The sequence below is a fragment of the Pseudoalteromonas arabiensis genome, from assembly GCF_001550155.1.
GTDB lineage: Bacteria > Pseudomonadota > Gammaproteobacteria > Enterobacterales > Alteromonadaceae > Pseudoalteromonas > Pseudoalteromonas arabiensis.
Map to the genome: position 1 here is coordinate 474,329 of NZ_LRUF01000021.1, position 24,948 is coordinate 499,276.

At 40.4% G+C, this 24,948-nt stretch carries 26 protein-coding genes; 6 read left to right on the forward strand and 20 right to left on the reverse strand.

The genetic code is table 11. The annotated features are described in order from the left end of the window. Positions 1-24 precede the first annotated feature (24 nt). Positions 25-1,335, forward strand: a complete 1,311-nt coding sequence (locus tag PAARA_RS11810) for an O-antigen ligase family protein (protein WP_209438185.1) — start codon at positions 25-27, stop codon at positions 1,333-1,335. Positions 1,336-1,397: 62 nt separating this feature from the next. Here the strand turns inward: PAARA_RS11810 and PAARA_RS11815 are convergent, their stop codons facing one another. The 14 genes from PAARA_RS11815 to yceD form a co-directional block, all read right to left on the reverse strand. Beyond that, positions 1,398-3,254: an alkaline phosphatase D family protein gene (locus PAARA_RS11815; RefSeq protein WP_062569410.1), complete on the reverse strand. Its 1,857-nt coding sequence runs from the start codon at positions 3,252-3,254 to the stop codon at positions 1,398-1,400. Beyond that, a complete protein-coding gene (locus tag PAARA_RS11820) occupies positions 3,254-4,033 on the reverse strand; it encodes a TatD family hydrolase (RefSeq protein WP_062569226.1) in 780 nt (259 codons plus the stop codon). Before PAARA_RS11820 ends, PAARA_RS11815 begins: the two co-directional genes overlap by 1 nt. Before the next feature lie 13 nt (positions 4,034-4,046). Next, complete coding sequence (locus PAARA_RS11825; RefSeq protein ID WP_062569227.1) at positions 4,047-4,373, reverse strand: PilZ domain-containing protein; 327 nt, start codon at positions 4,371-4,373, stop codon at positions 4,047-4,049. Positions 4,374-4,381: 8 nt separating this feature from the next. Then, entirely contained in the window at positions 4,382-5,275 is an 894-nt protein-coding gene (locus PAARA_RS11830; RefSeq protein ID WP_062569228.1) for a DNA polymerase III subunit, read from the reverse strand. A 1-nt stretch (position 5,276) separates the two neighbouring features. Next, positions 5,277-5,909: a dTMP kinase gene (tmk, locus tag PAARA_RS11835; protein ID WP_062569229.1), complete on the reverse strand. Its 633-nt coding sequence runs from the start codon at positions 5,907-5,909 to the stop codon at positions 5,277-5,279. 15 nt (positions 5,910-5,924) lie between these two features. Continuing rightward, positions 5,925-6,905 carry an endolytic transglycosylase MltG gene (mltG, locus tag PAARA_RS11840; RefSeq protein ID WP_062569230.1) on the reverse strand — a complete coding sequence of 327 codons (981 nt, stop codon included), beginning with the start codon at positions 6,903-6,905 and terminating at the stop codon, positions 5,925-5,927. Beyond that, positions 6,902-7,714, reverse strand: coding sequence for an aminodeoxychorismate lyase (gene pabC, locus PAARA_RS11845; RefSeq protein WP_062569231.1), 813 nt, complete (start codon positions 7,712-7,714; stop codon positions 6,902-6,904). Before pabC ends, mltG begins: the two co-directional genes overlap by 4 nt. Positions 7,715-7,771: 57 nt before the next feature. Beyond that, positions 7,772-9,010, reverse strand: a complete 1,239-nt coding sequence (gene fabF, locus PAARA_RS11850; RefSeq protein ID WP_054554715.1) for a beta-ketoacyl-ACP synthase II — start codon at positions 9,008-9,010, stop codon at positions 7,772-7,774. 117 nt (positions 9,011-9,127) lie between these two features. Continuing rightward, a complete protein-coding gene (acpP, locus tag PAARA_RS11855; RefSeq protein WP_016707440.1) occupies positions 9,128-9,364 on the reverse strand; it encodes an acyl carrier protein in 237 nt (78 codons plus the stop codon). Positions 9,365-9,602: 238 nt separating this feature from the next. Next, positions 9,603-10,349 carry a 3-oxoacyl-ACP reductase FabG gene (gene fabG / locus PAARA_RS11860; protein ID WP_062569232.1) on the reverse strand — a complete coding sequence of 249 codons (747 nt, stop codon included), beginning with the start codon at positions 10,347-10,349 and terminating at the stop codon, positions 9,603-9,605. Positions 10,350-10,360: 11 nt separating this feature from the next. Continuing rightward, positions 10,361-11,287: an ACP S-malonyltransferase gene (gene fabD, locus PAARA_RS11865; protein WP_062569233.1), complete on the reverse strand. Its 927-nt coding sequence runs from the start codon at positions 11,285-11,287 to the stop codon at positions 10,361-10,363. Between the two features lie 70 nt (positions 11,288-11,357). Continuing rightward, on the reverse strand, positions 11,358-12,386 hold the full coding sequence (plsX, locus tag PAARA_RS11870; RefSeq protein WP_062569234.1) for a phosphate acyltransferase PlsX: 1,029 nt from the start codon (positions 12,384-12,386) through the stop codon (positions 11,358-11,360). Positions 12,387-12,397: 11 nt separating this feature from the next. Beyond that, positions 12,398-12,568, reverse strand: coding sequence for a 50S ribosomal protein L32 (rpmF, locus tag PAARA_RS11875; protein WP_062569235.1), 171 nt, complete (start codon positions 12,566-12,568; stop codon positions 12,398-12,400). Positions 12,569-12,578: 10 nt separating this feature from the next. Continuing rightward, on the reverse strand, positions 12,579-13,103 hold the full coding sequence (yceD, locus tag PAARA_RS11880; RefSeq protein WP_062569236.1) for a 23S rRNA accumulation protein YceD: 525 nt from the start codon (positions 13,101-13,103) through the stop codon (positions 12,579-12,581). A 141-nt stretch (positions 13,104-13,244) separates the two neighbouring features. Between yceD and PAARA_RS11885 the strand changes: the two genes are divergently transcribed. Beyond that, on the forward strand, positions 13,245-13,841 hold the full coding sequence (locus PAARA_RS11885; RefSeq protein WP_062569237.1) for a Maf family protein: 597 nt from the start codon (positions 13,245-13,247) through the stop codon (positions 13,839-13,841). Here PAARA_RS11885 and PAARA_RS11890 read toward each other — a convergent pair. Further along, on the reverse strand, positions 13,789-14,481 hold the full coding sequence (locus PAARA_RS11890; RefSeq protein WP_062569238.1) for an HAD family hydrolase: 693 nt from the start codon (positions 14,479-14,481) through the stop codon (positions 13,789-13,791). The two genes, PAARA_RS11885 and PAARA_RS11890, sit on opposite strands and share 53 nt — an antisense overlap. Further along, positions 14,468-15,436, reverse strand: a complete 969-nt coding sequence (rluC, locus tag PAARA_RS11895; protein ID WP_062569239.1) for a 23S rRNA pseudouridine(955/2504/2580) synthase RluC — start codon at positions 15,434-15,436, stop codon at positions 14,468-14,470. The genes PAARA_RS11890 and rluC overlap by 14 nt, the downstream gene beginning before the upstream one ends. A gap of 617 nt (positions 15,437-16,053) precedes the next feature. Here rluC and rne point away from each other — a divergent pair. Then, positions 16,054-19,236 (forward strand): ribonuclease E, encoded by a 3,183-nt coding sequence (gene rne / locus PAARA_RS11900; RefSeq protein ID WP_062569240.1) that lies wholly within the window; start codon positions 16,054-16,056, stop codon positions 19,234-19,236. A 109-nt stretch (positions 19,237-19,345) separates the two neighbouring features. Here rne and PAARA_RS11905 read toward each other — a convergent pair whose 3' ends face one another. The 4 genes from PAARA_RS11905 to yejK all read right to left on the reverse strand — a co-directional run bounded on the left by PAARA_RS11905 (position 19,346) and on the right by yejK (position 22,547). After that, on the reverse strand, positions 19,346-19,657 hold the full coding sequence (locus PAARA_RS11905; RefSeq protein ID WP_062569241.1) for an EthD family reductase: 312 nt from the start codon (positions 19,655-19,657) through the stop codon (positions 19,346-19,348). Positions 19,658-19,881: 224 nt separating this feature from the next. Further along, the gene (locus tag PAARA_RS11910) at positions 19,882-20,751 is read right to left on the reverse strand and encodes a PhzF family phenazine biosynthesis protein (protein ID WP_062569242.1); all 870 of its coding nucleotides are present in this window, start codon (positions 20,749-20,751) and stop codon (positions 19,882-19,884) included. Positions 20,752-20,962: 211 nt separating this feature from the next. Continuing rightward, complete coding sequence (locus PAARA_RS11915; RefSeq protein WP_062569243.1) at positions 20,963-21,328, reverse strand: cupin domain-containing protein; 366 nt, start codon at positions 21,326-21,328, stop codon at positions 20,963-20,965. 202 nt (positions 21,329-21,530) lie between these two features. Then, complete coding sequence (gene yejK, locus PAARA_RS11920) at positions 21,531-22,547, reverse strand: nucleoid-associated protein YejK (protein ID WP_062569244.1); 1,017 nt, start codon at positions 22,545-22,547, stop codon at positions 21,531-21,533. 63 nt (positions 22,548-22,610) lie between these two features. On the opposite strand from yejK, the gene PAARA_RS11925 reads away from it, so the two are divergent. The 3 genes from PAARA_RS11925 (at position 22,611) to PAARA_RS11935 (ending at position 24,860) form a co-directional block, all read left to right on the forward strand. Beyond that, complete coding sequence (locus PAARA_RS11925) at positions 22,611-22,823, forward strand: YejL family protein (RefSeq protein ID WP_054554702.1); 213 nt, start codon at positions 22,611-22,613, stop codon at positions 22,821-22,823. A 5-nt stretch (positions 22,824-22,828) separates the two neighbouring features. Then, positions 22,829-24,322, forward strand: a complete 1,494-nt coding sequence (locus PAARA_RS11930) for a DUF3413 domain-containing protein (protein ID WP_062569245.1) — start codon at positions 22,829-22,831, stop codon at positions 24,320-24,322. Positions 24,323-24,386: 64 nt separating this feature from the next. Further along, the gene (locus PAARA_RS11935; protein WP_062569246.1) at positions 24,387-24,860 is read left to right on the forward strand and encodes a DUF4124 domain-containing protein; all 474 of its coding nucleotides are present in this window, start codon (positions 24,387-24,389) and stop codon (positions 24,858-24,860) included. Positions 24,861-24,948 lie beyond the last annotated feature (88 nt).

Consider the following 24,948-nt stretch of genomic DNA (forward strand, 5'->3'; position numbering starts at 1 on the left):
GTTTTTACTTTGTTCGAGTATATTTTGAATCGTTTTATTTTCTTCTTTATTTGTCTAATCCTATTTTTACTTCCTCTACCCTTAGGTAGTTACCGGCCATGGGCAGTTTTAGCTATTGGCATTTTAATCTGCTTTAATTTTGTTACACACCTTGCTAACAGTGCTTTAAATAGTGACCAAATGCTATTACCTCCCCGTTATGGTTGGCCTATACTTTTAAGCTTAAGTGTGGTCATTTTAGTATGCTTGCTTCAGCTGTTAAGCATTAGTATTGATCCATTTCAAACTAAACAAATGTTATTAAAAAGCACATTTTTGCTTATGTTAGGCTGGTTAATATTTATTTATTGCAATAGCGCAGAAAGAATTAAAAAGTTAATTTACATTGTCATTTTCGCAGGTGTTTTTCAGGCTTTGTATGCTACCTACTTAAATTTATCACCAAACATAGCAAGCCCCTTCTTTGGTTATAAACACACAGATCGCGCCATCGGCACGTTTACTTATTCTAATTTTTTAGCTAATTATTTAGCTCTGTGTTTATGCCTAGGAATTGGTCTATTGATTAGTGAATTAAACCGTACAAAAAACAGCTATAAGCTCTCTTTTAAGCAAAGATTACGTGCGCTGGCTGAAATACTACTAAGCTCTAAAATAATCTTGCGTATATCTTTAATTATCATTATTGTCGCGCTGATTTTGACTCGAAGCCGTATGGGTAATTCGGCATTTTTTATTGCGCTTATCATAGTTAGCTTATTAGCATTATTTACTTATAAGCAAAAGCCCAAAGCATTTAAGCCACTTATCATCAGTTTTTTTATAATTGATTTAATTGTAGTTGGGGCAATCTTTGATGTCGAAAAAGTCAAGCAACGCATAAGTGAAACCAGCTTACAATCTGAAACACGTGATGAAGTAGTTCGCGATTCAGTGCCACTTATTTTAGATAAACCATTGCTTGGCTCTGGTGGTGGTACATTCTATACGGCATTCCCTGCATACCAATCTCAGCCTTACTCTGGATACTACGACAACGCCCATAACGATTACGTACAGTTTGCAGTTGAGCTAGGCATACCTACAACGTTATTGTTAGGAGGTCTTGTTTTGTATTGCTTGTGGTTATGCATCAATACAATGCGAACTCGCAAAACAGCATTGTATCAAGGTGTTGCTTTTGGCTGTGCTACAGCTATTGTCGCAATGATGCTACATTCATCAGTCGACTACTCACTGCAAGCTGGTGCAAACTCAATCATGTTTATAGTTATTTTATGTTTAGCTATATTAACTAATCAATTGCCTGCACCGAAGCGAGAAAGAAAAAAGTAGAAAGGTTATAATAGATATCAATTCGATAAATTTGCTGAGTCGATAGAACTCGCTCACTCAAATTACTGCTCTTCTAAATCAAACTCTGTGATGCGATTATCAGCATGAATGAGCTCGTAGCGTTTTAATAAACCACTGTCGAGCTCAATTAAACTGATCGCCGCATCACTAACCAAGTACTTCTGCCCTTCTCCTTTCGTTTTGTGCTTATCAACTTCCATTTGCCAGCGTTTAGTAAAGAAGTTAAGTGGGCTTTTCGGCGCATAGAGAATTGAATCTAGTTTATCTAACACATTGATAAGCTTTCGAGGAAATTCATTTTTAATGCCACTTGCAGTTAGCTGCCAAATACGGTTTTTATGTTTACCAAAGCGCTTTTGCACGGAAAAACAAAAGGAGTAATGTACGTCACCAGAAAGAATCAAGGTTTCTTTTGGCGTATCTTCACGACGGAATGTATCCAACAACTTTTTGGCAGAGCCCTCATGGGCCATCCAATTTTCTACATCGACAAGTAAAGGCTGACCACAAAAATTAAAAATCGCTTGGATTGCTTCAATTGATTTAACACCAAACACAGGGGCTGGGGAAACAATAATCACTTTATCATGAGATAATAAGCTTTCTTCTAATTCAGTAAGCCTCTCCCAATCAAGTAATCCTGAAGGTTCATTAAAGTTTTGCTCATTGCGCCAACGGTGAGTTCGGGTATCCAGTACCACCACTTTGGGTATGGTATTTAGTTCATAGTGCCAATGATTAAAATCTAAAATGTGCTTATCGAACCCCTTAAAATTCCATTGATTAGTTGAAAAGCTGCGCTTAAATGCAGATAAAAGATCAAATGTTTTGTCACCGGCATCATTACCAATCCCTTGCATTAACCAGTAACTAATTAAGCCATTATTTACAATACGCCTACTGGCTGGGTGCTGATAAATGGCTTGCTCCCACCCTGCTGTTAAGTTCCAATCATCCGTAACATCATGATCATCGAACATCATTAATGTAGACACATTAGCCAACAGCCTTTCCACTTGGCTAAGCCCCTCTGCGAACCCAACAAGTGCTTGCTTCTCAAGTTTAAATAAATTAGCGCATTTAGGGGGCAATGCAGGACATTCGATTGATTCAAAGTTAATTAATTGCCAAGTAACCGCGCTGAAGTTCAGTAAATAAAGTGCTATAAATTCTTGAAAATGAATTAAGTGGTTTTCGGCTTTTAAACTTGAAAAATGTGGTTCATCCTTTTTAAGCCAATAACCAACACCAAATTTACTGCGTTTCTGCCAAGGCACTTTAGGCAAGTATAAATGACGTTTGTAAAGTTGCTGCTCAAAACCTTCAGGTAGCGCTAAATCAAGCTTTGACTCTTCAAATACACCAAATAAGCTAATCACTTTCTCAATCGCGAGTAGCATGGGCCCTGCAACATCATCCGCGTATATTTGATCGCCAGATAAAAGTAATAGGTCAGCACCCGCATTAAGTGAATCACGCTGTTCACTTTGCCAATTATCTGCGGCAACGAGACTGTCTTTTGCGGGGTGATGAGGGTTACGGCACGAACCATGAAGAATTCTATCGAGCCTATTAGGGATCACAAATGCAGGAGATTCCGCACGTTCATAGCAATATGCTGACAAATCAAGGCTTTTTTCTTTATCATGTAACGAGTAATAAATCAGTGAGTCTACCGCAAATTCGCCACTGGCAGGCATTACATTGATGAAGTTTAAATAGATATTTTGCCCAAGTTGGATAGACTCAAAGTTAGAAAAAGTTTCAACAGCTGTAAACTCAATTCGGTATTGGCAAGGCGTGGTGGTAACAAACTGAAAGCACACTCGCCCTGCATCTGCTCGGCGTACCATTGGCCCCATTATTAACTGAGGTAAATTCGATACACCGCTCACTATCAAGCCCTCTTAGCTTGCTTAAACAACGAATAAAAGTTGTTGGTTGTTGCTTCGGCTAACTCGTTAAAACTAAGACCTTTCAGCTGTGCAATATAATAAGCAACATCTTCAACGTAAGCAGGTTGATTTGTTTTACCACGATATGGGACTGGCGCCAAATAAGGAGAATCTGTTTCTATTAATAAACGGTCAAGCGGAATTTGCTTAACAACGTCTTTTAACTCAACAACATTTTTAAAGGTTACAATACCCGAAATTGAAATATAAAAGCCCATATCAATGGCTTTTTTGGCCATATCCCAATTTTCTGTAAAGCAGTGTAATACGCCACTGCATTTTTCTGCGTTGTGTGCTCGCATTAGATTGATGGTGTCTTCACGAGCATCTCGGGTATGAATAATAAGTGGTTTATTAAGCTCATTTGCAACCTCAATGTGGCCAACAAAACTTTCTTGTTGAACAAGATGAGTATCTTTTGAGTAATAATAATCAAGCCCTGTTTCCCCAATCGCAACAACTTTTTCATGACTGGCAAGATTGATCAGTTTTTGCTTATCAAGCGCATCTTTTTGATCAAGGGGATGAACACCACATGATGCAGAAACATCAGGATAGTTCTTAATTTTATCCAGCATACTTGGAAACTGGTCTAAAGTTACACTTACACATAAAAAGTGTTCAACTTTCTTAGCGCGAGCACTATCTAATACTTGGTCTAAGTTTAGGTCGAGTTTATCGAAATCAAGGCGGTCTAAATGACAATGTGAATCTACAATCATGGTACAACTTTTATTACATGGTATAGGTCGGATTGCCTGAGTTTAACATAGTCCCCAGTAGTTTTTCGATTTTAGCATTCAAATTGGTTTTATCATCAATGAAACTTACACCAATTCCGGGAGGATTAGAGCTCTGAGCCCCTTGAGGTGTAATCCATGTAACCTTACCTGTAATTACATCATCTTCAAGGGCATCAGGCAATGTGACTTTCAATGCTAACGAATGCCCCATTTCAAAACGCATATTCGTGCGAACAAATAAACCACCGTTTTTTAAGTAAGGCATGTAACAGCGATATAGCTCGTCTAAGTCTTCAATATCTACTAGTAATTCTTGCACACTATGTCCTATTTTTGGCTCTCACGTAAGGTCAACGCTAATTGTGAAATGGCAAGTGACATATTTAAGCCAAGCACATGAGAACTATTATAAAGAAACTCAGAAAGTGCAGTTTGTGCTTTTTGATAGCTAAAAAAGTCCATACCTAATACTAATTGCGTTTTAAGGTGTTCAGTTAAAAACAGAGCAAATACATTAACAAGACTATGCTCTTTATTTAATATATCGACTAACGTGCTGAAATTATGGCTGTCTTTTATCTCAGTTGCAAATTTATAAAGTAAGTCAACAGACTCTAACTGATGCTCTTTATACCACTGTTCCACTAAAAGCGGTTGACTAGCAAATAATACTAACCAAGAGTAATTAGGAATATTCAAAGAGGCTAACCATTGTGTCGTAATTGAACTATCTACTTTGACTTCCTGCACTGCACAGCGACTTAGAATAGTCGCGGGCAATAAAGCTGTTTGCTCACAGGTTAAAAGTAAATAACGGTTCAAGCTTGGCTCTTCAAGTGTTTTTAATAAGGCATTTGCTGCCGCGGTGGTCATTTTATGACATTGTTCAAGAACAACTACTTTGTTGCCATTTTGTGCCGCGGAATGATTGATAAAATGAGTAATATCGCGAATTTCATCAACACCAATTGTTTGTCCATCAACTCTCACAATTCGCTTATCTGGATGCGTTCCTGCTTGATTAAGCTGACAACTTTTACAATGACCACACGCTCTTAATTGCACAGGTGAAGCACATAATAAACCATTAGCGAGTGAATCGACTAAATGGTGTTTGCCAACCCCTTTATCACCATTAAACAGCTGTGCATGATGAAAACGCTGCTGCGAAAAGCTTTGAGCTAATTGCTGGTACAGACCTTCAAGCCATGGCAAAGGCATATCAATTTAAACCTGCAAAAAAGTTGTCTAACACCGTGATTATTGCCGCATGCACCTCGGGCATTGTTTGGTTGGCATCCACTGTTTTGATACTAGTGTCAGTTTTAGCAATTTCAAGGTAACGTTCACGAGTACGCTCAAAAAAGCCTAGCGCCTCTTGCTCGATACGATCAAGCTCACCACGGCCTTTGGCACGAGCAAGACCAATAGCAGGGTCAATATCTAAATAAAGGGTTAAATCTGGTTTTAACCCTTTTAATACCATATCAGCTAGAAATGATAACTTAGTCTGCTCAATGCCGCGACCACCACCTTGATAGGCTTGTGATGAAAGATCATGGCGATCACCTAAAACCCAAGTGCCTTTCTCAAGGGCTGGATTAATCACATTTGCAACTAACTGAGAACGTGCAGCGTACATAATCAATAACTCAGTTTCACCCGTTACTTGTTCTGTGTGGTCTTGCTTAACAATATTGCGAAGTTCTTCAGCCATTGGTGTGCCACCAGGCTCACGCACATTCATAAAATCGACTTGTTTTTTCTCTAAATAAGCTTGGCATACGGCTATTGCCGTTGATTTTCCAGCACCTTCTAGGCCTAGGCCTTCAATCACTATAAATTTCGCTGTCATATGACTCTATTCTGGTTATTTGTTCAACTGGTACTGCTGCACAGCAAGGTTATGCTCTTGTAATGTCTTCGAAAATTGATGGCTACCATCCCCTTTCGATACAAAATATACATACTCAGACTCAGGCGGGTTAACCGCTGCAAGCAAAGCCGCTCGAGATGGCATTGCAATCGGTGTTGGCGGTAGTCCTTTAATTTTGTATGTATTATACGGCGTGTAAGTGGTTAAATCTTTACGTTTAATATCCCCGTCGAAATCAGCACCAATACCATAAATTACAGTTGGATCAGTTTGTAGTCGCATATTGCTTTTCAAGCGATTAGTAAACACCGCTGAAATCATGGGTCGCTCGCTTGCAAGGCCTGTTTCTTTTTCAATAATAGAAGCTAGGATCAACGCTTCATAGGGCGAATTTAATACTAAATCTTGCGCTCGATTTTGCCACGCAGCATCTAATTCTTGCTGCATTTTACTGTATGCACGTTTAAGAATACTGCTTGCGTTATCTTCACTATGATAGTGATAAGTATCTGGGAATAACCAGCCTTCTAAATTTTCTTGCGTGTTACTTATCTGCGTCGCTAAATTTTCTGTATCTAAATCTTGGGTTAAATACGCTTGCTTTTGAATATTGGCAACGACGTCACGAAGTGGCTGACCTTCAATAATTGTAAAAGAAAAGCTAACTTCTGCTCCCCGATTTATAAGGCGAATATTATCGACCACTGAGCGAGAGTTAAGCTCATAAAGACCCGCTTTTAAATCAGTAAGCGTAGGATCTAATTTAGCGAGTACCTGAAACTTAAAGCAGCTATCAACCCAGTGATTTGTTTGCCATGCTTGGCAAAGCTGATTAAAGCCTGTGCCACGCTCTACTTTGAATAAAGTACTGTTTTCAACTTTTAACGGCATTTTCAATGCTGATTGAAGTTGTTGATAACCAATACCACAACATAGCAATGCTAATAATAGCACGCTAACAATGACTTTAATCACTGACTCTCCTTGGCAAATTGCGCCTTTAATAATGCTTTACTGCGCGTAATATCAAACTGTGTATCAGCAATGTTTGCTACAGGAACCACGCCCATTAAACTGTTACACATAAACACTGCATCCATCGCTAAAAACTCATCAACTTGGATTGCTTTAAACTCAATGGCTAACTTATCACATAAATCGCGTAGATAAACCCCTGTGATGCCACAGCAGTCTAACTTGGGTGAAACAATTTGACCGTCTTTAATGGCAAATAGATTTGCTGCAGAGCACTCTATCACATTGTCATCATAATCAAGCACTATAACGTCATCACACTCGATGGAGTGCATGTGATTTTTGACAAGCACCTGCTCTAAGCGGTTCAAGGTTTTTAGTCCAGCAAGTAAAGGTTGATGTGAAAGCCTGACGTCACTAATTGCTAGGCTTACGCCCTGCTTTTGCCAATTTTTATAATGTGAAACCTGAGGTAATACGCTGATCAGCACTTGGATAGTTGGCTCGTCTGGTAAACCATAGCCACGACCACCTACGCCACGGGTCACGACAACTTTTAATATCCCAGTTTGTGTATCGCAAATTGCTTTGTTAACTACTCGCTCTATTTCGTTTAAATCTAATTCAGGGAAAAATAATCGCTCAGCGCATTCAACTAAACGCGCTTTATGTAAGTCCCAATGCTCAATACAAGCATCAACAATAGAAGCTGTTGTAAAAAAGCCATCACCATAATTTAAGCCACGATCTTGGGTGCTTATTGTGGAGTCTGAATTGGTTATTTTTATTGTTTGTTTTAATTTGCTCATACAAAAAAGCCCAGTTAAACAACTGGGCTCTTCTTTTTAGTCCGTTGTTAAAAAGAATTATACCTTTTTAAACAGCAACGAGCCATTAGTACCGCCAAAACCAAATGAATTACATAGTGCGTAATCCAATTTAGCGTCACGTGCAGTGTGCGGTACATAATCTAAATCACAGCCTTCATCAGGGTTATCAAGGTTGATCGTAGGGCTTACTTTTTGATCAACCAGTGACAAGATAGTAATGATCGACTCTACCGAGCCTGCCGCACCTAACAAGTGACCCATCATTGATTTAGATGAACTTACCATCACATCTTTCGCCGCATCACCAAAAATAGTTTTAACGGCTGAAGTTTCGGCTTTATCGCCTGCATTAGTCGATGTACCATGAGCATTAATGTAACCCACTTGGTCTGCATTAACTTGTGCATCATTTAGTGCATTTTCCATCGCAAGGGCTGCGCCTGCACCGTCTTCCGGTGGAGACGTCATGTGATAGGCATCACCACTCATACCAAAACCGACCAGTTCAGCGTAGATTTTCGCGCCACGTGCTTTTGCATGCTCATACTCTTCCAGTACGATTACACCTGCACCATCAGCAAGTACAAAACCGTCACGGTCTTTGTCCCAAGGGCGTGATGCTGCTTGTGGATCGTCGTTACGAGTTGATAATGCACGTGCAGCATTAAAGCCACCCATACCAATTGGTGTAGACGCTTTTTCAGCACCACCGGCTACCATTGCATCTGCATCGCCGTATGCAATCATACGTGCAGCATGACCAATGTTATGTAGGCCTGTGGTACAGGCTGTAACGATTGAAATATTAGGACCACGTAAACCGTGCATAATCGATAAATGACCAGAGATCATATTGATAATGGTCGAAGGCACGTAAAACGGAGAAAGCTTACGCGGACCGCTGTTTAATAGTTTAATGTGGTTTTCTTCAATTAAAGTTAAACCACCGATGCCAGACCCCACTGCTACACCAACACGCGTGGCGTTTTCTTCAGTGATCTCTAGACCTGAATCTTGTAGTGCTTGTACACCCGCTGCAATGCCATATTGGATAAACAAATCCATTTTCTTTGCATCTTTCGGTGACATGTAAGCTGATGCATCAAAGTCATTCAGCAAACCTGCGAATTTGGTGCCGAAACTTGAGGTATCGAAATGCGTGATAGTTTGAATACCACTTTTACCGTTTAACAAACCTTGCCAAGTAGATTCAACATCATTACCTAGCGGTGTCAACATTCCTAAGCCAGTTACGACGACTCGACGTTTAGCCACGGGTTGCCTCCAATAAGGAAATTATTTTAGGTGGGGTGTATACCAAATTTATTAGTATCATTCTTCAGATAGACTAAGGGCAGCGTAATGCTGCCCTTAAAATCAAAATGCGTAAAATTACTCAGCGTGAGCTGTAACGTAATCGATTGCAGCTTGAACTGTAGTGATCTTTTCAGCTTCTTCGTCTGGGATCTCAGTGTCGAACTCTTCTTCAAGAGCCATTACTAGTTCTACAGTATCAAGTGAATCAGCACCTAAGTCATCTACGAAAGAAGCTTCATGTTTTACTTCTTCTTCTTTAACACCTAGTTGCTCAATGATAATTTTCTTTACGCGTTCTTGGATGTCGCTCATTCTTCTTTCCTTTATTAAAAACGCCAATGCGTTATTTTCAGATTGCGGCGTAGTTTACGCCGCATAATTCTGTGATTCAAGGATTTGCTGATAATAACTTATCTGGTCAAACCTCTTGATTGGTATTTGTTCATTTATCGCTTATTTTCACAGCGAATTCAAGTATGTTTAAAGCAAGATCACAAAAAATTCAATATTTTTCGATAAACTTTCGTTAGCTTTTTTAAGCTAACATTCATTAAACCATATACATCGCACCATTTACATGCAATGTTTCACCTGATACATATGCCGCTGCATCGGATGCTAAATAACACACAGCTGCTGCGATTTCGTCAGGTTGACCAAGGCGACCTGCAGGTACATTTGCAAGCGTAGCTGCTTTTTGCTCTTCAGTCAGCTCGTCGGTCATATCGGTTTGAATAAAACCCGGTGCAACAACGTTTACTGTAATGCCACGTGATGCCACTTCTCGCGCTAATGACTTAGTAAAACCAATTACGCCAGCTTTGGCTGCAGCATAGTTAGCTTGACCCGCATTACCCATCGTGCCCACAACAGAACCGATATTAATGATACGGCCATTTTTCTTTTTCATCATAGGACGTAAAACAGCCTTAGATAAACGGAAAATTGAGCTTAGATTAGTATCGATGATGTCATCCCACTCACCGTCTTTCATACGCATTAATAAGTTATCACGAGTGATACCGGCATTGTTAACTAATACATCGATATCACCTAAATCAGCCTTTATAGCAGCAAGTGTTGCCTCAATTGACTCAGGATCTGTTACGTTAAGTGCATAACCTTTACCATTGTCGCCTAGGTATTCGCTGATTTTAGCAGCACCTGATTCGCTTGTTGCAGTACCCGCTACTTTTGCACCTTGTGCAACTAACGTCTCTGCAATCGCTTTACCAATACCACGGCTTGCACCAGTGATTAGGACAACTTTGCCCTCAAGAGAAAATAAATTTGTCATTCTATTCCTACTTATTTCGCTTCATCAATCGTAGCCTGCGTATTAACCGCAGCGCATACCATTGCTTTATCAATTCGTTTCGCAAGGCCCGTTAATACTTTACCTGGGCCAAACTCATAACTTTGTGTAATACCTTGTGCAACCAATGCTTGTACTGTCTCAGTCCAGCGTACTGGGCTGTAAAGTTGACGTACTAATGCATCTTTAATTGCTTCACTTGACTGCTCTACTTTCACATCAACGTTGTTGATTACATCACACTTAGGTGTATTAAATGTTAAAGCAGCTAAATCAGCAGCTAATTTTTCAGCGGCTGGTTTCATTAGTTCACAGTGAGAAGGCACGCTTACTGCCAGTGGTAAAGCGCGTTTAGCACCTGCTTCTTTACATGCTTCTGATGCACGTTCAACCGCGGCTTTATGACCTGCAATAACAACCTGACCGGGTGAGTTGTAGTTGACTGGTGAAACAACTTCACCATTTGCTGATGCTTCACACGCTGCTTTAATTTCATCATCACCTAAACCGATGATTGCAGCCATAGAACCAACACCCGCAGGTACTGCTTCTTGCATGTATAAACCACGATTTTCAACGAGTTTAACGGCTTCGCTTAAGCTTACGACGCCAGCACACACTAGCGCTGAATACTCGCCTAAGCTGTGACCAGCCATAACAACCTCAGCATCAGGGTTTGCATCTAACCATTGACGGTAAATAGCAACACTGGCAGTTAAAAGTGCCGGTTGTGTACGATGGGTTTGATTTAATTCTTCTTCTGGACCATTTAGTACAAGCGCAGCGAGATCATAGCCAAGAGCCTCAGATGCTTCAGCAAATGTTGCTTTAGCAATTTGTGAATCAGCTAATAGTTCAGATAACATACCCACAGTTTGTGAGCCTTGACCTGGGAATACGAGTGCAATTTTATGTGCCATACTTAGCTCTTATAATTAAACAAAAAAATATTCTCTAGCAGGCAGCATAACAAGTTTTAACTATGCTGCACTACTTTGTTGTTGGATGTGTTTGCTCAAAAATCGCAGCGATTTTTTCAGGGAGTTGGCGTTCGACTTCCCGCGCGGCTTCATCAATAGCAGCATGAAACGCCTTCGCAGAGGCATTACCATGGCTTTTAACAACAATACCGCGCAATCCTACCAGACTTGCGCCGTTATACTGGTCGGGGTTCACCCGTTTGTAGAGCTTTTTTATTACTGGACGCAGTAAAAAAGCCAAACTTTTGTATAAGAAATGCTTGTGTAAGGCTTTGGTGAGTTTATGCATAATAAGCTTGGCAATACCTTCACAGGTTTTAAGTGCCACATTACCTACAAATCCTTCGCACACAATTACATCGGCTTTGCCACTGAAAATATCACTACCTTCACTATACCCTGTATAGTTGAGATATTTACACTGCTGCATTAACTGTGCAGCTTGTTTTATTCCTTCATGCCCTTTGATGTCTTCAGAGCCAATATTCAATAAACTGACTCTTGGGTTTTCGCAACCAAGAGCTTGCCCTGCTACCACAGAACCCATAATGCCAAATTGATAAAGCGTTTGCGCATCGCAATGCACATTCGCCCCTAAATCAAGTAAGTAAACAGGTGTTTTCCGTTCAGTTGGAACAGCAGAAATAAGGGCAGGACGCTTTACGCCAGGTAGCATTTTCAATACATAATGCGCCATAAAAAACAACGCGCCCGTATTACCGGAGCTTACACAGGCCTGCGCTTCACCCGATTTAACTAAATCGAGGGCAACTCGCATTGATGAATCTTTTTTAGAACGAACCGCTGAAGCAGGCTCACACGCATTTGTGACAACTTCGCTACAATGGCGAATAATTAAACGAGGATGAGATAACGAATCGAGTGCTTCGAGTTCTTTTAGAATAACTTGCTGATTACCACATAAGATGAGTCTTAAGTTGGTATTAGCATTTACCGCGTTGACGGCAGCGGGGATAGATGAACGGGGGCCATAATCGCCCCCCATCATATCTAACGCTATGGTTAGATTGGTCAGCATATAGCAATCTCTTAGTTAGAAATTACTTTAACGCCTTTGTAGTAACCGTCAGCAGTTACGTGGTGACGACGATGAGTCTCACCAGAAACTTGATCTACAGTTAAAGTTGGACCATTGATCGCATCGTGTGAACGGCGCATGCCGCGTCTTGCACGAGACTTTTTGCTTTTTTGTACAGCCATTAGTCTTCTCCTAAGAATCTTTCTTAAGTTGTTTCAAAATATCAAATGGATTTGGTTTGTCATCTTCTGCTGCTAATTTACCAAAGCTTGAAGGCTCTGATGAATAACTGCACGAGGCTTCGTTGTGTGTAGGCACTATTGGAATAGCTAAAATCAATTCGTCTTCGATTAACTCAAACACGTTGATTTCACCGTTTTCGTCCAGTTCTACTTCATCGTAACCTGCAGGAAGATGATCTGACTCTGCATCCAAACCGACTGGCGAATACACAAAGTCTTGATCCAAATCCAACCCTAAATCACCATTGCATCGTTGACAAGTTACGGTTACGTGTACTGATAAATTACCACTTATCACTACTAAACCTTGATCATCAATTTTGCAATGAATCTTTACCGCTATTTCACCTGCTTCTTCCTGCACAACTTGCTCTAAACGAGAAAGTTTTTCAAGCGGAACAATACCGTCATAAGATAAACGATGTTGTGCTGCTTTGCTGGGATGAAGAGTGATGGGAATTTTCACCTTTTGCATAGGGGCTGCATCATATAGATAGTTAGTAAGTTAGTCAAAGTAAAAAACCATTTTTAGTCGGTTTTTAACGATCTTCCGCTTTGTTTTCGGGTTCATTGTGACTTATCCTTGGCAAAATACAATTTTCATCCAGAATTTTTTATGAAACCAACACTTATATTAGCGTCAAGCTCACCATTTAGACAGCAATTATTAACTAAGTTCAACTTACCTTTTCAAAGTTTCTCTCCAGAAATTGATGAATCCCCTATCGCGGGTGAAACACCTGAGCAACTGGTAAAGCGTTTAAGCGAACAAAAAGCCCGTGTAGCAACACAGCATTTTGATGAAGGTTTAGTAATAGGCTCTGATCAGGTTGCAGTATTTGACAATGCGATTTTAGGAAAGCCCCACACTAAAGACAATGCAGTTGCACAGTTATCCTCATTCAGTGGTCATACGGTGACATTCTTAACAGGTTTGAGTGTTTTTGATATCAAAAGCAATAAAGCGATTACCACTGTGGTGCCTTTTGAGGTGACATTCAAAACACTGACACTTGCGCAAATAAATGCTTATTGCGATGCTGAGCAGCCTTATAACTGCGCAGGCAGCTTTAAAAGCGAAGGGTTAGGTATTTGCTTATTTGAAAAGCTCAGTGGCGATGACCCAAATACACTGATAGGTCTGCCACTGATCACTCTAACTAAACTACTGGCTGAATTTGATGTTGATGTGCTGATGCTTCAAGAGGCGTAGTTAAAACGTGTAGCAATTGTTGGTATGAATCAACAACACATAACGGCGTATGTTGCTCTAACTGCGCCTTACTATGTGCACCGAAACTGACACCAATACAGGCAATACCCGCAGCATTAGCCATTGCCATATCCAATTGACTGTCACCAATCATCACAGCGTCGTGCTTAGCTATGTCTTGCTCCCGTAAAATTTGCTCAAGCATATCTGGTGATGGCTTCGACTTAGCATCATCAGAGCACTTTACATTAACAAAGTACTTACCAAGGCCTGATTCTTTAAGTAACCTATCGATACCTTCACGCCCTTTACCGGTAGCCACTGCCAATTGCATACCTGCGTCGCTTAGCTGATTTAATACCATTTCTACATCAGCGAATAAAGGTGTAGGTGTGACATCTAGCTCACGGTACTGCGCTTTATAGCCTGCGACTAGTTCATCATTTAAGTGTAAATGGGCAGGAAAAAGTGCTTCAGTCGCTTTGACTAGCGATAAGCCAATCACATCTTTTGCTTGCTGATCTGTTGGTATATCGATACCCAGCTGTTTGGCAGTATTTTGCAAACACGTAACAATTTTCGGCACAGAGTCCATTACTGTGCCATCCCAATCAAAAATAACCAGCTTAAATTTGTTCATTATCAGCACGTAGTTTTTTAATACAGTTACTTAACGCTTTGTCTAATGGCGCTTCAACATGCATGGTTGTTTCGTTTTTAGGATGCATAAAGCGTAAATCATGGGCATGTAAAAACAAACGATTTAAACCAGTCAGCTTATTCACGTATTGATCAAACTCTGCGACACCGTATTTATCATCACAGGCAATAGGATGCCCCTTACATTGTGTATGCACACGAATTTGGTGAGTACGACCCGTAACTGGAGACGCTTGCACTAATGAACACTCTGCGTAACGCTCAAGCACACGAAAACGAGTATGCGATGGTTTACCTTCCGTGTTATCAACACGCACAACGCGCTCACCAGACTTCAACGTGTTTTTACGAAGACCCTCTGTGACATTTTTAGTTTTTGCATCCCATTGGCCATCCACTAATGCCCAATAGTTCTTTTCCATGGTTTTTTCACGTAACTGCTTATGTAAATCAGTCAACACTGAACGCCTTTTAGAAATCAACAAACAGCCTGAAGTGTCACGGTCCAAGCGATGAACAAGTTCTAAGCTACGCTCTTCAGGGCGAAGTACACGCAGTGCCTCAATTAAGCCATAACTTAGGCCACTACCGCCATGCACGGCCATACCTGAAGGCTTATTAATCACCATCAAATACTTATCTTCAAATAAAATAGCGTCTTCAAGCTGTTTAACTTTGTCGAGCTTTTTAGGTACAAACTCTTCTTTTTCAGCCACTTTAATTGGCGGGATTCTGACAACATCATTAAGTTGTAACTTATAAACTGGTTTTATACGTTTTTTATTTACTCGCACTTCGCCTTTACGAAGAATTTTATACACTGCACTTTTAGGCACACCTTTTAGGTGAGTTATAAGAAAGTTATCAATGCGTTGACCAAAATGGTCTTCACTGATGGTAACGAATGATACTTGTAAGCCGGTTTTTTCTGACATTGCCTAATCACTGATTTAAGTAAATAATTTAGTTGCTAACGCGGTTGTAATAGTGGGATAATCACTAACGCAACGTAAGTTTGCAATTAACAACGGTGCTTTTTATCACATTAATACATTCGTGATGCATATTCTGGGTTGCCGATCATACAGATCCGCGCTAAGTTTTCCAAAGCTTTTATAACCACCCAGCCAACACGAGCGTTCAATTATCGGCGATGCGCGTAATATATTGCCTGCATAATTTGAGCACGAATGTTGATTAATGATTAAAAAAGCAATTGAACAGATAAATTGTCTGATAGTGACGACGTAAAAACGTCGTTCAGAATTTACAGTTGTAGCAAGACATTGAATTACAATTTGAACATGGTCGACTTCTGGACAGAACTCGTAATAAAGAGCCGTAGATAAGAACGGCAGTTTTGGCACCGAAAAGAATTTAATAACGTGACAGCATGTTATTGTCAGCCACACCATAGACACGCTCAATGTATGCATACAATAAAGGTTTTTGACCTTAACCAGTCGTGAGATTGCACAAAAATAACCGTCAAAAGCTACTGAACAGACGAGATAAATCGTCATGTCAGCGACAGAATTAGTAGAGTAACAATATGAAACGTATGCTAATCAATGCGACGCAGCAAGAAGAAATGCGTGTTGCACTGGTTGATGGCCAGCGCCTATATGATTTAGATATCGAAAGCCCAGGTCACGAACAAAAAAAAGCCAACATTTACAAGGGTAAAATCACCCGTATCGAACCATCTCTTGAAGCAGCCTTCGTTGATTATGGCGCTGAAAGACATGGTTTTCTACCATTAAAAGAGATCGCACGTACTTACTTCCCGCAAGGTTATACTTTCCAAGGTCGTCCGAATATTCGTGACGTAATTAAAGAAGGTCAGGAAGTTATCGTCCAAGTTGATAAAGAAGAACGTGGCCAAAAAGGTGCTGCGTTAACAACTTTTATCAGCGTTGCTGGTAGCTACTTGGTACTGATGCCAAACAACCCGCGTGCTGGTGGTATTTCACGCCGTATCGAGGGTGATGAGCGTACTGAATTAAAAGAAGCACTAAGCCGTTTAGAATTACCGAAAGGCATGGGCTTAATTGTTCGTACAGCCGGTGTTGGTAAATCATTTGAAGAACTTGAGTACGATTTAAAAGCACTGTTAGTTCATTGGGAAGCAATTCAGCAAGCTGCCGATAGCGGCCCTGCTCCATTTTTAATCCACCAAGAAAGCAACGTTATTTTCCGCGCTATTCGTGACTATCTACGTCGTGATATTGGTGAGATTTTAATTGATAAAGCACGCGTATTTGAAGAAGCAAAAGCGCACATTGAACGCTTCCGCCCTGACTTCATGAGCCGTGTGAAACTGTATCAAGGTGATGTGCCTTTATTCACGCATTACCAAATCGAAAGCCAAATTGAATCAGCCTTCCAACGCGAAGTTCGCTTACCGTCAGGTGGCTCAATTGTTATTGACCCAACAGAAGCATTAACATCTATCGATATTAACTCATCAAAAGCCACAAAAGGCGGCGATATCGAAGAAACTGCGCTTAATACAAACTTAGAAGCGGCTGACGAGATTGCCCGTCAATTACGTTTACGTGATTTAGGTGGTCTTATTGTTATTGATTTCATCGATATGACTCCACCTCGTCACCAACGTGAAGTTGAAAACCGTTTAAAAGATGCGGCGCGTCCAGACCGTGCTCGCGTACAAATTGGTAAGATCTCTCGCTTTGGTCTACTTGAAATGTCACGTCAACGCTTACGTCCATCATTAGGTGAAGCAAGCCAAGGTCCTTGTCCTCGTTGTAGCGGCCAAGGTACTATTCGCTCAAATGAGTCTATTGCCCTTTCAATTCTTCGTTTACTTGAAGAAGAAGCGATTAAAGACAACACATCGCAAGTGAATGCGCAAGTACCTGTTGCTGTTGCTGCTTATTTGTTAAATGAAAAGCGCCGTAGCGTGCACCGTATTGAAAAGCGCCATAATGTTGATGTCGTAATTATTCCAAATCAGCATTTAGAAACACCTCATTATGAAGTGGTTCGCTTACGTAAAGATGAAACGATTGAAACCGTAAGCTACGAACAAGTCGTTGCGCCTGAACCAGAATCATTCGAGATGGCTAAGTCACCTTCTGCACCTGTTCGTGAAGAGCCTGTGTTGAAAGGTGTGGTTATGCCTACAACACCAGCTCCTCAAGCGGCACCAAAAGCTGAGCAACCGGCTCCTGTAGTTAAGAAACCTGAAGGTGGTTTATTTGCTGCGATTGGTAAGTTCTTCAAGTCATTATTCAGCAATGCCGAAGATGAAGCTGAAAAAGAGCAAGAAGAGAAAAAAGCCGCGCAAAGACGTAGCAATAATCGTCGCAACAACGACAACCGTCGTCGTAGTAACAATCAACGTCGTCGCAATTCTCGTAATAAACGTCCTGATGATGCGCAAGCTAAAGAAGAAAGCACAAACACTTCGAATAAGCCTGAGCAAAAAGAAGGAAACGAGAATCGCAACAAGCGTCGTCGTAATTCTAACAACAGAAAACGTAATGAAAAACGCAATGATGATGTTGAACAAACGACAAAAGACACTGCACAAGAAAAGCAATCTGAGCAACCAAAAGAGACAAAGCCTAAGGTTCGTCGTCAACGTCGTAACTTACGCAAAAAAGTTCGCGTAACAGACGAAAGCGCAGATGAAGCAAATACAGTACACACTACGACTGAAACAGTTGAGCAAGCAGCTAAAGCTGAGAAACCAGCTAAGCCTGTAAAAGAAGCTGTAGCTGTTGAGACTGAACAGGCAGAACAACCTGTTGCTGAAAAGCAAGCACCTACAGAACCTGTAAAAGCTGACACTGAGCCTAAACAAGCTGAGCAAGCTGAATCAGTGGTTGAAACATCAACTGAAGAAGAGCAAGCCCAACCACGTACTCGCTCTCGTCGTTCGCCGCGTCACCTTCGTGCCGCTGGTCAACGTCGTCGTCGCCCAGAGCACGATGAAAAATCGAGTGATGAGAAAACTGATGCACCAGCATTCATCCCAGTTGCAGATCAAGCTGCTGCTGAATACGAAGCTGAACTAAAGGCAAAGCAAGCTCAAACTGAAGAACCAGTAAAAGCTGAAGAGCCAGTGAAAGCTGAAAAGCCAGTGAAAGCTGAAGAGCCAGTGAAAGCTGAAGAACCAGTGAAAGCTGAAAAGCCAGTGAAAACTGAAGAACCAGTGAAAGCTGAAGAGCCAGTAAAAGCTGAAGAACCAGTAAAAGCTGAAGAGCCAGTACAAGCTGAAGAGCCAGTAAAAGCTGAAGAACCAGTACAAGCTGAAGAGCCAGTGAAAACTGAAGAACCAGTAAAAGCTGAAGAGCCAGTACAAGCTGAAGAGCCAGTACAAGCTGAAGAACCAGTACAAGCTGAAGAACCAGTACAAGCTGAAGAGCCAGTTCAAGCTGCAGAACCAGTACAAGCTGAAGAACCAGTACAAGCTGAAGAGCCAGTACAAGCTGAAGAACCAGTGAAAGCTGAAGAACCAGTAAAAACGGAAGAATCAGCACAAGCTGAACAGCCTGCTAAAAATGAGAAAACAATTTTAGTGAAAGGTTCAGCAAGCGCTGTAATGGCTAAACCTGCACCAGTTGCAGATAGTGAGCCAGAGCCTACTCCAGCGGCAATGGCACATGATAAACGTGTTACTATTCCAGACAGCGGCCTGCGTGCTGGTTCAATCAAGCCTGCAGGAAAAGCGAGTGCTGAAATGGCGAAAACAATGCTAGTAGACTAATTAAGCTCAGCAAACAAATGAAGCCGCGTTATCAACATAACGCGGCTTTTTTATTTTTACTGAGTTACATAAATATCAACGCACTTAATAAGCGTAGTAACGGTCTAACTTAAATTTCAACCTTATTGATCTGAACTTGTGGTTGTACGTTTGTAAAATTCGGTAAATCTGCAAGGATCTCCTCTGCATGAGGGCTAAACGAATCCTCAAATGCTTTTAAAGAATCAAACATCAAATGTCCAATCGCGATAAAGGCAGGTTTTTCATTAATAGTCCCGCCCGATAAACCAGAATCAACACTGACTCCAATCAGCGCATCCCCCAATAATCCTGAGACGAGTGGAAAATGAGTATTTACATAATAATTTATGTCAAAGAATGCCTTGTCACTATTAGGATACATAACACTTACTTTTATCATTGTTTTCACCTTTAGTTGTAAAGTTAACCCTCGAGTCGAACACACACAAAACCTAAATAAGGTACATAAACCTACTGTATGTTGGGAAAAGTTACAATGGTCTTTTTAGATGGGATTTAAAAACTAAGTTAGTTGATAACGCTGACCACAGAGCAATAGTAAATTAACGAAGAAACACAAAGGCAATACAAATACTGTGTTAAATTGAAGGCCTTGTGAAAGAATTAGCTCACAGATATACGCCTTGTGCCTATTTCATTAGCTGTACCACCGACAATAACCTTCTTAATTTGCCTATTATTAGATTCAACTGACGCAGTAATTAATGAAGAGCAGCCCATTGCTCGCCCTTGCTCAAATACAAAGTGATTATTCGAATTTCTAAAAACATGCTTTGTTAAATAACAGGCAAGCGCCCCACTCGCACTACCTGTTGCAGACTCCTCCGAAATACCAAATAAAGGCGCAAAATTGCGGCAACTTGCGGTTATAGTGCTTTGCGTGTTTTCAAGCTCAAAGGCGTGAATGCCAACCACATTATGTACTTTACTAAAATCAGCAATTAAAGAATCATCGCAACTTATCTTATCGAGTGTTCCATAAGGTACAGGCACAATTATATCTGCTAGGCCTGTTGATATAACCTCAATAGGCATCTTGGTTGATGATAATACACTAACATCAAGCCCGATTAGTTTTGCTATTTCATCGTATCTGAACGTGCCTAAAAACTGCGGTAAGGCTTGCTCCATGGTAACTAGGCCACTTTCATCAATGCTAACGCCAAGTAAACCTGCTTTGGTTCTCTGTGTATAGCTGCCTGCTTTAACAAGGCCATGTCGAAACAAAGTTGAAAACACAGCGAGTGTTGCATGACCACAAAAATCGACTTCAGTAGTGGTGGTAAAAAATGATACCGCAAAATCAGCTTCAGGATCGCGTGAAACAAACGCCGTTTCTGAAAAGCCGATTTCCTGAGCTATTGCTAATTTCTTATTGTCAGAAAGCGCATCGGCATTTAGAACAACACCAGCAGGATTCCCACCGCTCTCCTGTGCAGTAAACGAGTTAACTAAAAATGCTGTTACTACCATTAGCTGGTTCTCTTAATAAAATGAGTTAGTATCGCCACGGTACTTACTTCATGCTAACGTAATGTGATGTTAGCTCCTTGTAGTTTAGTATCCATAGTGACTGTTTTTGATAAAGTATGTAAATAAAAAATGTCTAATAATCAAATACAATACTACCTATCGGGAGGTCCAATTATTGCTCATTTGAATCTGACATCAACAAGTTTGTTAACTACACCCAAATATCATTAACAGCCGTTAGTTCACCACCTGTATCACCGGTATTTACAACGCCTTTCGGCTCAACAAGCATTATTTTGCATTCCGTTATAGCTCTAGGTTTATGCTCAACACCCTTTGGAATGACAAACAGTTCTCCCGATGTTAGGCTTACCGAACCATCTCTGAACTCAATGTCTAACTCACCTTCAATGACAATAAATACTTCGTCAGTATCAGGGTGATCATGCCAAACAAACTCTCCTTCAACTTTAGCGAGTTTAAACTGATAGTCGTTCATTTCAGCTATGACACGTGGCGACCAATGATCACTAAATTTAGAAAATTTATCTTTAAAATTTATTGCCTTATAAGTCATAGTATCCCTTTAATAATTATTCAAACGGTTCGTTGGCATGGTAGTAAATTCGTCCACGCCAACCATAAGCTCACACCACTGAATAGCTGTGCTAGTGCATTAAATAAAGCTTGTAGTTTCAGCTTCTTAAATGTGCAAGATCGATAAAGCACTCAAACCCGCCATTCTTAGCTCGCTTTTAAGCTAATAACTTAAAGCTCGCTCATCCCTTTTCTTGCTCCATAAAGCGCTGCAACTGGTCTTTCAGATTAGGCGGAATGCCTTTTATAACAAGCGTATCAGTTTCTTCGTTGTACGTTACACGTTCACCTAAATGTTTACGTTCAAAGCTGACACTGACGCCACCACCCATACCTGAAAATTTCACCATGCTGGTCACGGTCTTTTTATCTACAGGGAACGACTCTTCTAAGTCGTAGCTCTGCTCCTGGCAAAAGCTCTCAAATGGACTATCGTCACTTTTTGATAATGTAGCCGACAGCTCTTTAACATTGGCATCTTCCCCTGTCGTTACGCAGTCATTACAATAATCAAAAACTTGTTTGCGTAGCTCGTCTTTTTCTGACTTATCGTATTGCTGTTCTGATAAATAATCTTCTACGGCATTTAGCATCACTTGACTTTGTTGCTTAGGATCAATTCCCTCTTCACAGCCTAAAAAGTCTAAAAAGAAATCTGCGACTTTGCGACCCGCACGACCTTTAATGAAAGAAATGTAACGATTATCCTCTGGTTGCGTATCCCATGCGGTTAAGTCAACACGTGCAGCCAATTGCATACGAGAAATATCTAAGTGACGCGACGATGCTAAATCAAGCTCAGACGTAATTGAGTAATGCTCTTTGATGTTGATCATAGCAATCAACAGAAAGTCACTTGCCACATACTGATAATGACAAAAAACTAAATAACCTGTTTCATTAAAGGCATACTTATTGAGCTCTTCTTTTAATACGTTAGTTGCTTGCTCGGTCATATGCCAAAAGCCGAGCTCATCATTGCGGTAGCTTTGCATCGCTGATGCAACCACACTGTTTTTATCGCCGCTAAACGCGCAATAACCTTTACCCGGTTTTCCATTGTATGCATGGTGTAACTGTTCAATAAATACAGCAACTTTGTCGTTAACAACCATCTCATCATTGCGTAAATGAATTTCTGTATCGTCGTCCTTTTTGTCTACATAATGAACGACTAATTTTTTAACATCTATTGTCATCTTTGTTTTTCACGCCTCTGGTGTTAAAATACGGGAATATAACTCTTTTTATCGAACCAACTGATGCCTATCATATCAAAATATTCCAATGACCAAGTAGAACAAATCGTTGATCAGCTGATTGATGTACTGACAGAGCATAAAGCGCCTGTTGATTTAAGTCTTATGTGTTTAGGAAATTCTATCACGCATATTTTAAAAGAGCATGTCCCGTCAGAGAAAAGACAAGCTGTTGCCGACAACTTTGCAAAAGCATTAGCACAGTCGGTTAAATAATATTTATGAATTTATCGCAACAAAGTCAATTCTCATCAAAAGTAAGTCAGCTTTTAAGCTGGGGGCACTGGTTTACCTTCGCAAATATCGGCTTAGTGTTATTTATTAGTCTGAGTTATTTATTTGCAGACAGCGCACCGACCACCTTTATGGGGGTTGTGTATATGTTGGTAACCTGGTTAAGTCATACAAGCTTTATTACTTTTATTGCCTTTGTTTTAACGATATTTCCATTAAGTTTAGTCTTTCCATACCCGCGACACATACGCGGTATGGCCGCTCTAATAGCCACCGTTGGGGCATCACTTTTAACGCTTGATGCCTATGTCTATTTTAATTTAGGGTATCACTTAAACTCGTCTGCATTACCTGAAATTGTCTCATTGTTATGGCATCGTTTAACCAGCTCTCCTGCACTTACAACCTTACTTGCAGGCGGTATTGTGCTGCTTATTCTCGCGTTTCAGTTACTTGTGAGTAATTATACTTGGCATCATCTTGCCCGTTTAAAGCAATACAAATTCGCACGTTATGCAACTAGCACTATTTTAGTGTGTTTTGCACTCAGCCATAGTATTCATATCTGGGCTGATGCTAACTTAAAGTTTGATATTACCAAACAAGATAATGTACTCCCGCTGTCATACCCAACAACAGCCAAAAGCTTATTAGCTAAAAACGACTTACTCGATATAGAAAGCTATAAAGAAGCGCACGATGTAAGGCTCGACCCTCATAACGTTGGCTATTTAGCACCCACGCCTATTGAACTATGTAGTGTAGAAACTGCCGCTAAAGTAGATATTTTAGTCTTTTCAGACAATCAAGCATTAGAGCACTTTGTGGCCGGTGAGCCGACTTTACGCAAAACGGACTTATTTCTTCAACCTATTGAAACAGAAGACACACTATTTAGTTTGTTATACGGCTTACCTGCTTTTTATAAAGCCCCTATTATTACTAATCAGCAATTGCCGCTATGGGTTAATGAAAAACGTTCATTGCATGTAGAAGGCTTTAATCAATTTGATTATGTGAATATTACTCAGTCAGATGCCGCCGTTAGACTTATTAATGCGTCGAACACAACCAACGTTCGTGAAGATGCAACCACCATTTTTGCATTTAGCCTAGCACAGCAAAACAACGGTATAGTAACAACCTCAAGACTTTATAGCTCAGATAAAAAAGTTGTCCAAACTGACGGACTTATTCAGCCAAGTGATATTATCGCAACAAGTATTGGGCAATATCTTGGCTGCCAAAGCTTAGCTAAACAAACAATGCTGGGTAGTAATTTGTATAAACGCCATGACGACACAGGTGTAAACTATTCTCAAAATGTTTTTATTGCATTTAAAAAGGATCGGATCACACTAATAGATTCAGATGGCAACTTTAAAAATATATCGGCCGCACAGGGTTTTGCTATTGAGCAAGGACTCGACATTCCATTTTTAGTACAGAGCATAAAAAAACTAAAACGCTTTACCCCTTAATTTGCTAAAAATGACGGCTTAATTATAGTTACTCAACACTATTAATTTAGAGGACATGGATGTCATGAAAGCCGTAATCCTTTTTTTATTTAGTTTTCTGTTTTTTATCTGCCCTACAAAACAGTTTGCAGCCCAATACTATAAGTGTACAACAGATAAAGGCACTATTTTTAGCCAACAACCTTGCGGTAGCCGCGCAACTAAACACACCATCAATGTAACTGACCCTAATATTGAAGCACCGAAAGACTTTGTTAAGCAGTTAAACGAATTAGAGCGCCAGCAAATTGTTCGTAACCTTGAGGCTGAAATACGCAGTAATAAACACAAGCTTGCCATTTTAGACCGTGAGCGTGATCGCGCCCAATTTCAGCAAGAGCAACGTCTTAACAGAATATTATCTGATCAAGACAAAAAGCGAATCGAAAAAGACATCAAGCAACAGCTAAAATCAATTAATAAGCAATACAAACAAGATGTTGACGTGCTAACTAAAAAACTCGCTGGATTAGAAAAAAAGTTAAAGCGATATAATTAGTTATGTTTAACTATTGGGTTTCATGATTAAATAACATATTCTTAACACACTAGAGTTAAAGCTCTAATATAAGTGTATTGAGTTTTTA

Coding starts and splice junctions, on each gene's coding strand:
- PAARA_RS11910 (WP_062569242.1), bottom strand. CDS start 20,751: ATGGTAGTAACAGCATTTTTAGTTAACTCGTTTACTGCACAGGAGAGC.
- PAARA_RS11930 (WP_062569245.1), top strand. CDS start 22,829: ATGAATTTATCGCAACAAAGTCAATTCTCATCAAAAGTAAGTCAGCTT.
- PAARA_RS11915 (WP_062569243.1), bottom strand. CDS start 21,328: ATGACTTATAAGGCAATAAATTTTAAAGATAAATTTTCTAAATTTAGT.
- yejK (WP_062569244.1), bottom strand. CDS start 22,547: ATGACAATAGATGTTAAAAAATTAGTCGTTCATTATGTAGACAAAAAG.
- fabD (WP_062569233.1), bottom strand. CDS start 11,287: ATGGCACATAAAATTGCACTCGTATTCCCAGGTCAAGGCTCACAAACT.
- rpmF (WP_062569235.1), bottom strand. CDS start 12,568: ATGGCTGTACAAAAAAGCAAAAAGTCTCGTGCAAGACGCGGCATGCGC.
- fabG (WP_062569232.1), bottom strand. CDS start 10,349: ATGACAAATTTATTTTCTCTTGAGGGCAAAGTTGTCCTAATCACTGGT.
- PAARA_RS11935 (WP_062569246.1), top strand. CDS start 24,387: ATGAAAGCCGTAATCCTTTTTTTATTTAGTTTTCTGTTTTTTATCTGC.
- plsX (WP_062569234.1), bottom strand. CDS start 12,386: ATGCTGACCAATCTAACCATAGCGTTAGATATGATGGGGGGCGATTAT.
- PAARA_RS11830 (WP_062569228.1), bottom strand. CDS start 5,275: ATGCCTTTGCCATGGCTTGAAGGTCTGTACCAGCAATTAGCTCAAAGC.
- yceD (WP_062569236.1), bottom strand. CDS start 13,103: ATGCAAAAGGTGAAAATTCCCATCACTCTTCATCCCAGCAAAGCAGCA.
- rne (WP_062569240.1), top strand. CDS start 16,054: ATGAAACGTATGCTAATCAATGCGACGCAGCAAGAAGAAATGCGTGTT.
- PAARA_RS11885 (WP_062569237.1), top strand. CDS start 13,245: ATGAAACCAACACTTATATTAGCGTCAAGCTCACCATTTAGACAGCAA.
- PAARA_RS11905 (WP_062569241.1), bottom strand. CDS start 19,657: ATGATAAAAGTAAGTGTTATGTATCCTAATAGTGACAAGGCATTCTTT.
- PAARA_RS11820 (WP_062569226.1), bottom strand. CDS start 4,033: ATGATTGTAGATTCACATTGTCATTTAGACCGCCTTGATTTCGATAAA.
- PAARA_RS11890 (WP_062569238.1), bottom strand. CDS start 14,481: ATGAACAAATTTAAGCTGGTTATTTTTGATTGGGATGGCACAGTAATG.
- pabC (WP_062569231.1), bottom strand. CDS start 7,714: ATGAGCAAATTAAAACAAACAATAAAAATAACCAATTCAGACTCCACA.
- tmk (WP_062569229.1), bottom strand. CDS start 5,909: ATGACAGCGAAATTTATAGTGATTGAAGGCCTAGGCCTAGAAGGTGCT.
- acpP (WP_016707440.1), bottom strand. CDS start 9,364: ATGAGCGACATCCAAGAACGCGTAAAGAAAATTATCATTGAGCAACTA.
- PAARA_RS11925 (WP_054554702.1), top strand. CDS start 22,611: ATGCCTATCATATCAAAATATTCCAATGACCAAGTAGAACAAATCGTT.
- rluC (WP_062569239.1), bottom strand. CDS start 15,436: ATGTCAGAAAAAACCGGCTTACAAGTATCATTCGTTACCATCAGTGAA.